General features: G+C 67.7%; 10 protein-coding genes and 2 pseudogenes. 5 read left to right on the top strand and 7 right to left on the bottom strand.

The features are described from left to right. Nucleotides 1-181 precede the first annotated feature (181 nt). Complete coding sequence (locus ABIE67_RS02960; protein WP_370252719.1) at nucleotides 182-574, top strand: DUF6000 family protein; 393 nt, start codon at nucleotides 182-184, stop codon at nucleotides 572-574. A 385-nt stretch (nucleotides 575-959) separates the two neighbouring features. On the opposite strand, the gene ABIE67_RS02955 is transcribed toward ABIE67_RS02960, so the two are convergent. Beyond that, a complete protein-coding gene (locus ABIE67_RS02955) occupies nucleotides 960-1,118 on the bottom strand; it encodes a hypothetical protein (protein WP_370252716.1) in 159 nt (52 codons plus the stop codon). A gap of 81 nt (nucleotides 1,119-1,199) precedes the next feature. Beyond that, nucleotides 1,200-1,726: pseudogene (locus ABIE67_RS02950) on the bottom strand (IS5 family transposase); the annotation flags it as partial. A gap of 79 nt (nucleotides 1,727-1,805) precedes the next feature. On the opposite strand from ABIE67_RS02950, the gene ABIE67_RS02945 reads away from it, so the two are divergent. The 3 genes from ABIE67_RS02945 (at nucleotide 1,806) to ABIE67_RS02935 (ending at nucleotide 3,786) form a co-directional block, all read left to right on the top strand. After that, on the top strand, nucleotides 1,806-2,990 hold the full coding sequence (locus ABIE67_RS02945) for an IS701 family transposase (RefSeq protein WP_370252597.1): 1,185 nt from the start codon (nucleotides 1,806-1,808) through the stop codon (nucleotides 2,988-2,990). 128 nt (nucleotides 2,991-3,118) lie between these two features. Beyond that, entirely contained in the window at nucleotides 3,119-3,376 is a 258-nt protein-coding gene (locus tag ABIE67_RS02940) for an RNA polymerase sigma factor (protein ID WP_370268110.1), read from the top strand. 215 nt (nucleotides 3,377-3,591) lie between these two features. Beyond that, the gene (locus tag ABIE67_RS02935) at nucleotides 3,592-3,786 is read left to right on the top strand and encodes a helix-turn-helix domain-containing protein (protein ID WP_370268106.1); all 195 of its coding nucleotides are present in this window, start codon (nucleotides 3,592-3,594) and stop codon (nucleotides 3,784-3,786) included. A 77-nt stretch (nucleotides 3,787-3,863) separates the two neighbouring features. Here the strand turns inward: ABIE67_RS02935 and ABIE67_RS02930 are convergent, their stop codons facing one another. The 4 genes from ABIE67_RS02930 to ABIE67_RS02915 all read right to left on the bottom strand — a co-directional run bounded on the left by ABIE67_RS02930 (nucleotide 3,864) and on the right by ABIE67_RS02915 (nucleotide 6,267). Next, complete coding sequence (locus tag ABIE67_RS02930) at nucleotides 3,864-4,064, bottom strand: recombinase family protein (RefSeq protein ID WP_370252712.1); 201 nt, start codon at nucleotides 4,062-4,064, stop codon at nucleotides 3,864-3,866. A gap of 69 nt (nucleotides 4,065-4,133) precedes the next feature. Then, a complete protein-coding gene (locus tag ABIE67_RS02925) occupies nucleotides 4,134-4,736 on the bottom strand; it encodes a recombinase family protein (protein ID WP_370252708.1) in 603 nt (200 codons plus the stop codon). Nucleotides 4,737-4,876: 140 nt separating this feature from the next. Next, on the bottom strand, nucleotides 4,877-5,497 hold the full coding sequence (locus ABIE67_RS02920; RefSeq protein WP_370252704.1) for a LysE family translocator: 621 nt from the start codon (nucleotides 5,495-5,497) through the stop codon (nucleotides 4,877-4,879). A 26-nt stretch (nucleotides 5,498-5,523) separates the two neighbouring features. Then, nucleotides 5,524-6,267 carry a metallophosphoesterase gene (locus ABIE67_RS02915; RefSeq protein ID WP_370252700.1) on the bottom strand — a complete coding sequence of 248 codons (744 nt, stop codon included), beginning with the start codon at nucleotides 6,265-6,267 and terminating at the stop codon, nucleotides 5,524-5,526. 176 nt (nucleotides 6,268-6,443) lie between these two features. On the opposite strand from ABIE67_RS02915, the gene ABIE67_RS02910 reads away from it, so the two are divergent. Continuing rightward, nucleotides 6,444-7,061: an ABATE domain-containing protein gene (locus tag ABIE67_RS02910; RefSeq protein WP_370252696.1), complete on the top strand. Its 618-nt coding sequence runs from the start codon at nucleotides 6,444-6,446 to the stop codon at nucleotides 7,059-7,061. A 36-nt stretch (nucleotides 7,062-7,097) separates the two neighbouring features. Here ABIE67_RS02910 and ABIE67_RS02905 read toward each other — a convergent pair. Then, nucleotides 7,098-9,638: pseudogene (locus tag ABIE67_RS02905) on the bottom strand (Tn3 family transposase); the annotation flags it as partial. Nucleotides 9,639-9,681 lie beyond the last annotated feature (43 nt).

The raw sequence follows: 9,681 nt of genomic DNA, 5'->3' as shown, positions 1-9,681 counted from the left end.
GACAAATTCAAAGAAATTACACAGGTGGCCCGTAGTGGTCTCCATGATCTTCGCCACCTGTGATCGCGCGTGGAACCGCCGTCTTCACGACCTCGGCGAACCGCACGACGTTCCGGCGGGCTGACCGGTGCGGCTGAGGAATGCACTGGTCAGACGGCTTCGCCCAGGACAGGATGCGGCTATGCGTTACGCCCGCGAGGACCCCGAGTTGCTCGCTCTCGTCCACCGCTATGTCGCGCCCGACCGGTGCTACCCCAAACTCGGGGGCCCGGTCATGTGCATGGCCGGGCCTGACCGTGCCAAGTTCACACGGGAGTTCGGCGAGGCCGCCGGCGATATCACGCCTCGTGAGCTGACCGTCCTGCTCTCAGGTGGATGGCGCGAGCGCAAAACCGCAGCCTGGCTCATCGTCGTCGCCCGCAGAACTGAGTTCCGCGAACGCCTCGGCGGACTCCTGCTTGCGAGCCAGGTCTGCTACGCGGGCACGGCCTACTGCGTCACCTTCGCCACCTTCGGCGCCCCTGCCGACGCGGCCGATGAGGGCAACGAGCACTGCACGGCAAGTAAGCGATGACACCGCCCCCGGCAGAGTGACACCTGTACGAAAGTCGCCGGCTCGGCGCCTTCGTCCTTGCCAGTGAGGCTGAGGCACCCCTGGCCGCGGTAGCGCTTCCTGCCGCCGGCCTTGCTTGCCTCGGTGCGGTGGGTCCGTACGGCGACGGGGTCGTGGTTCATCCCCAGGAGCAGCAGATGGCCCGCTTCCTCCAGGTCGTGGCTGCTGCCGCCACAGACGCTGAAGAGATCGACGAAGGGGATGGGGCCCAGCGCTGCCTTGAGGCGTGCCAGCTCGGATGGTGTGAGAAGTGGGGCGTGCCGCTGCAGGGTTGCCTTCTTGGCGGGTGGGGTTGGTGAGGCCGTCGGCCGGACGTTGTCGCGCATGGCCGACGGAAGGGGACGGATCAGGAGTGCTGGGGGAGTTCGCTGTTGCGAGTCTGCTGGGGTACGTCCTTGAGGACCGGTCCGCCGTGGTGCTCGCTGGCGCGTTCGAGTGCGGCGGCCTGCAGTGCGGTGGTGTCCGCCCTGTGGTTCAGGCTCTTGTGGGCCGAGCGATAGATCACGACTGAGCTGTGGGTGGAGTCGCCCCGTGCGGCGAGTTAGCCGCCGTGGTTGGCGGTCGTGCTGCTGATGGCGATCTGAGCCGTCGGGGAGCGGGATGGGCAGGTGGGTTCCCTGCGGATCGCGTTGATGACGGCTTCGGCCTGGGTGCAGTCGTTGCGGGTGCCGGCCGTGACCGTGAAGGCCAGCGGGCGGCCCCGCCCGTCGCAGGCCAGGTGGATCTTGCTGGTCAGCCCGCCGCGGGAGCGTCCGAGCCCGCGCTCCTCGAGTCCCCTTTGGCGGCGGCGTGCTGATGGGCCCGGACGATCGTGGAGTCCAGCGCGACCAGCCAGTCCATCTCCGCCCTTCCTTGGGCCGCGGCCAGGATCCTGTCGAAGGTGCCGTCGGCCGCCCAACGGGCGAACCGCCCGTGCACCGTCTGCCACGGGCCGAACCGCTCCGGCAGATCCCTCCAGGGCGCACCGGTACGGAACTTGAACACGATGCCCTCCATGACCTGGCGGTGATCCCGCCACCTGCCCCGGGCACGGCCCACCGGCGGCAGCAACGGCTCAATCACCGCCCACGCGGCCTCAGATATCTCCCCATCCCTCACGACCGGTCCAACGATCGGATGATCGGCAAGACGCTCCCTAGTACTGCAACGGTGTTTGCCGTGACTGCTGGCCAGTTCAGTCGTTGGTGTTGTTATGGGTGGGGACCTTGCTGGTGTCAGGTTGTGGGCGGGGGAACTGGGTGCTCTGCATGAGCGGTTCGTGCACCGGTTCAACCGGGAGGAGCCGCGTCAGTCGGCGCTGGCTTACATGCGTGGGCTGGTTGCGCCGCTGGAGCGGAAGAACGGCTGGACGCTGGCGGAGGAGGCCGGGCATACGGGTCCCGATCGCATCCACCGGCTGCTGAACCGGATCGAGTGGGACGCCGACGAGGTCCTGGACGACGTACGCGACTACGTCGTGGAACACCTCGCAGACCGCGAGGCCGTCCTGATCGTCGATGACACCGGCTTTCTGAAGAAGGGCGTCCGTTCGGCCGGGGTGCAAAGGCAGTACTCCGGAACGGCCGGCCGCACCGAGAACTGCCAGATCGGTGTGTTCCTCGCCTACGCCACCGGCCGTGGACGCACTCTGATCGACCGCCGTCTGTATCTGCCCACCTCCTGGACGGATGACCGGGAACGGTGCCGGCGGGCGGGCATCGACGACAGTGTCGCCTTCGAGACGAAGGTGGCCATGGCCAAGGCGATGGTCCGCCGGGCCATCGCCGACCGTATCCCGTTCGGCTGGGTGACGGCGGACGCCGCCTACGGCTTCAGCAAGGGCTGGCGGTTCGAGCTGGAACAGGCGGATGTCTTCCACGTCATGGCCACCACCCGGCACGACACCGTCGTCACCCGCTGGTCCATCGACCACCCCGTCCACGACCTGTTTCCCGGCCTGCCGCGGCAGAAATGGAAACGCCGTTCCTGCGGTGAAGGAGCCCACGGCCGGCGGATCTTCGACTGGGCCCGCGTCGAGGTGCGGCCCTGGCACCGCGAGGACCGCCGGCACTGGGTCCTCGCCCGCCGAAGCGTGAGCAGGCCCGAGGAGATCTCCTACTACATCGCCTACTGTCCCGCCGACACGACGCTGGACGAGCTGATCCGCATCGCGGGCAGCCGCTGGGCAGTCGAGGAATGCTTCCAGACCGCGAAGCAGGAGTGCGGCCTGGACGACTACCAGGTCCGCCGCTACCCGGGCTGGCACCGCCACATGACCCTGGCCATGGCCGCCCACGCCTGTCTGACTGTCCTGCGGGCCCGCCAGCTCGACACGGACAAAGCAGAAACGGATCCTCCCAGCTCATCCACCTCAGCCTCGCCGAGATCCGACGCCTGATCACCCGCCTCACCAACCGCCGCCCCACCCCGGCCGACCACATCCTGCACTGGTCAACCTGGCGCCGACGACGCCAGCACCAAGCCCGCATCAGCCACTACAAACGACGCGGACACAGCCCCTGAAAACTGCCCAGCAATCAGAACAAGCACCGTTGCAGTACTAGACTAGGGCTGAGGGAGAAGGAGCTGGTCCTCCTTGAGGCGGTGCGCAAACTGCCCGACCGACAACGCACGACGATCGCGCTGCGCTGGCAACGCGACTTACCCAACGACGAGATTGCGGCCGTCATGGGAGTGTCCTTGAACACCGTGAAGACCTGCCTGCGTCTCGGCCGTGACACCCTGGAACCCGTTCTTGCAGACGTCAGCGGAGGTGAACGATGAGCATCGAGCGCCACCTGCACGGTACGGCCACTGCCGTCTCTGAACTGTGGACAGACGAGAACCACACCCGCGCCCGGCTGGCCGCCCTGCACGAGTGAGCCAGTCGTGAGACGTCGGACCAGGAACAGCCGCAAGCCCCTTCCAGGGCACCCCGCAACACCTCGGCCCGGCCCAGCCTCAGGAGCAACGCTCCCCGGCGCGGCGGGGAGCGGCCGCTGAGTGAGATCCCCTTCCTGACGGTGGCTGAAGTCGCCAGCATCATGGGCGTCTCCAAGATGACGGTCTACCGGCTGGTCCACAGTGGTCATCTACCGGGCATCCGGGTCGGCCGCTCCTTCCGTGTGACCGAACAAGCCGTCTACGAATATCTGCGTGAGAGCTGGCAGGGCGCCGAAGTCGACGGCCGGTGACCACCTTGAGCTACCCCCGGGCTGCCAGTGACATCAGCATCAGCAGAGCTGTCGTCTAGGAGCCGGGGGGGCGGCCGCTACGCGGTGCGCTCGCGTCGGCGCAGGGTCGGCGGCCGGTCGCCCGGGTTGGCGAGCATCCGCCGGACGGTCTCCGGGTGCCAGCGCTCCCCACGCTTCGGGCGGATGTCCTCGGCCTCAAGGACAGCGCAGATCTCACGGAGGGACAGTTCTTCCTCATCCCGGAGCTGTCGGGCGCGGGTGCGGCCGGCCTGTTCCATCTCCTCCTCGGTCAGCTCCTTCTTGTGGGCCCCGGAGTCCTAGCTCAGACACCAGCCGCAAAGTAGCGATCAGGACTTGGTGACCACGGTCTTCTTGGGCTGTCGGGGCACGGTCTTGGTCTTGTCGAGGTGCCCGTACACCGTCGACCGTGGCAGGCCGAACATGTCGGCGATCTGCTGGACCGTCTTCTCCCGCTCGTCGTAGAGCCGTTGGGCGAGTGCGGCCTGGTCGTCGGTGAGCCGGGGCCGGCGCCCGCCGACCCGGCCCCGGGCCCGCGCCGAGGCGAGCCCGTCGTTAGTGTTCGCCACGATCAGCTCCCGCTGGAGCTCAGCAAGCACGCTGAGCATGCCGAACATCGCGCCGCCCTCCATGGTGGAGGTGTCGATGCCCTGCTCGATGACGTGCAGGCCGATCCCGCGCTCGCGCAGGTCGGCGCCGAGGGTCACCAGGTGCAGTACGGAGCGGGAGAGCCTGTCGAGCCGCGTGACCTTCAGGGTGTCGCCCTCGCGCAGCAGCTGCATGACGAGGTCGAGTTTCGGGCGGGACGCCTTCGCGCCGCTGGCGACGTCGACATGGATGTTGTCGTGGTCCACGCCATGGCGGAGAAGGGCGTCGATCTGATGATCGGGGTTCTGGTCGGCCGTCGATGTGCGGCAGTAGCCGATGAGCATGTGTCGGAATCTACCGGGCGGACCGTTCACCGGCGTTGATTTTCGACGCGAGTTGCCGACACTGCCCACCTGCGGGTTCGCGATCGTGCCCCGAGTGTCGGCAGACGGTCGTTTGCCGACACTCGGGAGGTGGCCGCTGCCTACATTGCGACGGTTCGGATCCCGAGGGCGAGAAACACCACTGCTGTGATCTTGGCGGCAGTGCGCTTGAAACGGGGCTTTTGCAAGGTGTGTGAGGCACGCCGGATGAGGACGGTCCAGGCAAGGAGCCAGAGTGTCATCAGCAGCGCGTGGGCGCTGGCCAGGGTGAGAATCTGGGTGTCGAAGGAGCGATCGGCTTCGATGAACTGGGGTACCAGGGTCAAGTAGATGGAGGCCGCCTTCGGGTTGAGGACGTTGCCGAGCAAGGCTTGGGTGTAGACGGAGTCCGACTGCACTGGCAGACGCCGACGGGCGGGAGTGCGTGCCGTTCCCACGGCGGACCGCCATGTCCACAGACCCAGGCCGATGAGGTAGGCGGCGCCGATGACCTTGACGGCTGGGAAGGCCTGGCTGGAGCGCATGACCAGGGCGGACAGGCCGGCCATGGCGAGGGTGGCATGGATGTACAAGCCGGTGACCGTGCCGAGGACGACAGGGAGAGCCTGGCGGCGGCCCTTGTCGGTGACATGCCGAATGAGAAGGGTCAGGCTGGCTCCGGGGGTGGCGACGAGGGGCAGGAGTGCCGCCAGGAACCCGAGAACGGCGTAGGGGTGGACCACGTTTTCTCCGGGTCGAGCAGGCGGGATCAGAGCACGACGCGGTAGTGGGTGGTCAGGCGCCGGTCGTCGCCCAGGATGTGGAAGGCGAGGGCAGGCGGCTGGTCGCGGTCTGCAGGGCGGTCGCCTTCCCAGGGCATGCGCAGGGTCCAGGTGACGGCCGGCCCGACGATCAGCGGGCGGGCGGCAAAGGTCGAGGCGGCCGCGGTATGGGCGTGTCCGGTGAGGACGGCAACGACCTGCGGGTGCGCGTCCAGCAGCGCGGCCAGTTGTCCAGGCTGTTCAAGCATGCCGGAGTCGGGCAGTGGGTGATGGAGTTCGACCGGTGGCTGGTGGAAGGCGATCAGTGCCGGGGTGTCCCGCGGCAGTGCGGTGAGTTGGGTGTCGATCCAGTCCAGTGTCTGTGCGTCGAGGCGTCCCTCGTCGCGGCCGGGGATGGTGGAGTCGCACATCAGGATGGCGGTCCCTGCGATGTGGTGGATCCGGTTGACGGGCCTGTGATCGGGTGTCTCGCCGAGCAGGGCCTTGCGGTAGGCCGGACGCGCATCGTGGTTACCGGGGCAGGTGAGCACCGGGAAAGGGGCTGTCAGGATGCGTGCCGCTTCCACGTATTCGGCTTCCTCGCCGTGATCGGCGATGTCTCCGGTGACCAGGACCGCATCGACCGGGTGAGGCAGGGCCCGTAGGTAGTCCATGACGCGGCTTGCGCGCGCGGTGGCCCTCTCACTGCCGTCCAGGTGTAGGTCGCTGAGCTGGGCAAGCAGCACCGTCATTGTCTGTCCCCTCCCATGGCGGCGGCTCTGGCCGCCGGTTCACCGCGAGGCGTGGCGCGTCACCCCACCTCGAAATCTAACGGAAGTTCTCGTTTTACCGTTAGGGACTCTAGAGTGTGCGCGGGAATGTGATCAAGTGGTTGACGACCAGGCAGGGGCAAGGGAAGGAGGCGCTTGTGGAGCGCTGGCTGGCACTGGAACTGGCGAGCACGATCCGCCACGACGGAGATGGCGGCGTCACCGACGACCTCGCCACGGCACACGGAACAACACGTTGGATCCAGGCGCAGGCCGATCTGCTGGCTGGCCATCCTCCGGCCGGAAAGCTCACAGCAGACGAGGGCCTCAGGTCCGAGATCACCGAGCTGCGGCGGGCAGTCCGGGCGCTGTTCGCCCGGGCGGTCAGTCCCGCTCCCCCCAGCTCGGCGGACGCCCAACGACTGATGTCGGCCGATCAGGCGTTGGCCCACCTCAACACGGTTGCCGCCCGTGAACCGGTCGTCCCGCAGATGGACTGGCTGCCGGAAGGTGCCCCCGCGACCCGTCTGCTGTCGGCGGAGAACGATCCGAAGGTACGCCTCGTGGCGGCCCTGGCGCGTGCCGCCATCGACTTCCTGGGTGGCCCGCAGCGCGAGCAGTTGCGCGCCTGCACCGCACCCCGCTGCGTGCGCTACTTCGTCAAAAGCCATGGGCGGCAGGAATGGTGCAAGCCGTCATGCGGAAACCGTGCCCGAGCAGCTCGCCACTACCGGCGTCAGCGCATGGCGGCCGATGGCAGTTCCGCCCCGTCCTGACCGGTCACCTGGCACGATGCCCGAGCCGCGGATCAGTCAGCTTGGGGTAACTGCGAGGGACTCAGCCGAACGGGGGCGGGGGAGTGCGCGCGTGAGTCCGACATCGAGCCGCTTATCCATGTCCAGCCGGAAGGTGCCGTAGGGGTTGATATTCGACCAGAAAAGCGCGGTCATTCCCCGCCTATCCTCGTCGGTCGGCTTCTTTGCCCAGGCCGGTTCGGCCAGGACTTGCTGGAGCAGCAGGGTGTTGACGCGCACGAGCGCGGACTGGAGCAGGTGCAGGGCGAGCATCGAGGTCTCGGCGTGCTCCTTGTCCGGGCCGGTCAGGGCTCCGTCCTTACCGTAGTGCAGCACGGTGTTCGCCGAGTTCCAGTTTTCCACGACCTGGAGGCCACCGTGGATCTCGCGGCGCAGGTCCGGGCTCGCTAGGTAGTCGCAGGCGAAGATGGTGCGCACGGCACGGCCGAGTTCTTCGAGTGCGGAGTAGGTGGGGCGCTTGGGGCCGCCGCGCGTGAAGCGGCGCAGGACCTGTTCAGCCTCCGTGGTGCCCAGGCGCAGCGCGGTGGCGTACTTGACCATCTGGTCGTACTGCTGGGCGATCAGGTCCCACTTGATGGGTCGGGTCGTCAGCGAGCCGCCGAGCGCCAGCCAGCCGGGCGGGTCGTCGTCCGGGCGGTACAGGCGGATGCTGCCGATGTTCTTCAGGCGGGGCAGCAGGCGGAAGTTGAGCAGCTCGGTGAAGGCGAACCCGACCACCGAGGCGCCGTGCGTGTCGACGTAGTTCGACTCGATCTCGACGTCCGTGCAGTGCCGCAGCAAGCCCTCGATCATCGCCGCGACCTCGGACGACGAACAGCTCTTGAGCTGGGAGTAGATGCAGACGTTCTTCCGCTCGACGTGCCAGTAGATCATCACGCCGTTGCCGCCGTAGCGGGCGTGGTACTCGGTCATGAAATTCGAGGACCAAGAGCCGAACTTCTTCGAGTCCGACGCGCAGGCGGTACCGCGGCCCCACCAGGCGGTATCGCGGGCGGCGAAGGTGGCGTTCACCAGCCTGGTCACGGCGGCACGGAGGTTGTCGACGGTGATGAAGTGCCGGCGCACGTGCCGCAGCGCTGCCTCGGTCTCACCGTGCTCGCCGGTCGCCACGATCGCGCGAATGCCCATGTTCGTACCCAGCGCGAAGAGGGCGAGCAGGAGGCGGCGCTGGAGGACGTCACGCTCGATGCGCTCGTAGGCGGCCACCGAGGAGAACTCCTCGGTGAAGCCGGTGAGGAAGTCGGAGTTCTTCAGCACGTCCAACAGATCGAGGACGCCCCAGCGGCGTACGACCTCGTCCTTCAGCGCCGCCAGGCCGGTGGGCTCGGCCAGCGGCTCCAGCTTCGGCACGGTGATCCACGGCTCGCCCTTGCGGGTGGTGACCTTCACCCCGCCCGCCGAGCCGTCCGCGAGCGCGCCGGACAGCCGGCCCAGGCCCTCAGTCATGCGCTTCTTCAGATCCGCGATGAACGCCCTCGGGTTCAGCGGCTGGCGGATCGCGGCGTAGTGCACGGCGCGGGTAGCCTCGAAGTCACCGGGCAGGTCGTCCTCCGGGTTACGCCACCGCGCGGCGCCCTCGACATAGATCTCCCGGCGCCGGACCGCGTCCCGCAGCGCCACCAGCACACACAGCTCGTACGGGATGCGCTCGACCCTGCCCTTGTCGTTTACGACCGCCTCGCGCCAGTCCTTGCGCACCACCCCGTCCATCGGCACGACGTCCGTGGCGTCGTAGAAGCGGGTCTTGCCGTCGACGTCGGCGTACTTCTTCAGCAGTTTCATCGCGTCCATCACCGGCCGGTAGGCGGTGTTGTTGCACCTGAAGCCCAGCGTGTTCAGCAGCGGCGGCAGCATCTGCCGGTAGTACGAGCTGTAGGAGGAGCGCAGCGTGGTGCGGACCTTGGCCTTGAAGACCTTCTCGTTCGACTTCGCCTCGGCCACCAGATCCTTTAGCGTCTTCTCCCCGACCACCGGGAACAGGGCCCGGCGTACGACTTCGTCGGGCTTGTCGACGGCGGCCGTTGCCAGCTTGAAGAGGATGCCCTCCTTGCCACGGACCTTCTTCAACTCGGCGGTGAGCTGCTTCTCCACCCTCCGCTCGGCGCGTGCGTTGATCTTGTGAACCAGGGCGACCAGCAGGTCGACCAGGGCATTGGTGATCTCCGCCTGACGTGAGGAGCACAGCGCCGCGAGCAGGGCGATCCGTACGTCCTCCGCCGTGTCGCGGAAGTCCGAGGGGTACATCTTGATCGCCCGTGCCCGCCAGGCGGCCACCAGCTTCTCCGAGCAGTCCGCGAACAGCCCGTCGGGCAGCCCGAGCTTGCGCACGTCGTTGAGCTTGGTGATCTCCGTCAGCAGGGAATCCAGGCCGACCGCGCCCGGGTCGCGTTTGAGCGCGGCCAGCAGGGCGGTACCCGCCTCGTTGTCCTCGGCCACCAGGGACAGCAGCCGGGCCGTGCCCGCCTCGCCCAGGCGGCCGATCGTGCGGGCGCAAAACGTCTTCTCCCACTTGCCCCGCGCCGCGACGAGGACCTTCTCGACCCGGGTCTCCGGCCCGTCCTGCGAGCCATCCTGCGCCCCA

It is taken from the genome of Streptomyces sp. V4I8 (genome assembly GCF_041261225.1).
GTDB lineage: Bacteria > Actinomycetota > Actinomycetes > Streptomycetales > Streptomycetaceae > Streptomyces.
Note: the sequence above shows the minus strand (reverse complement) of the source record. Positions and strands in the feature narration are given on the sequence as shown.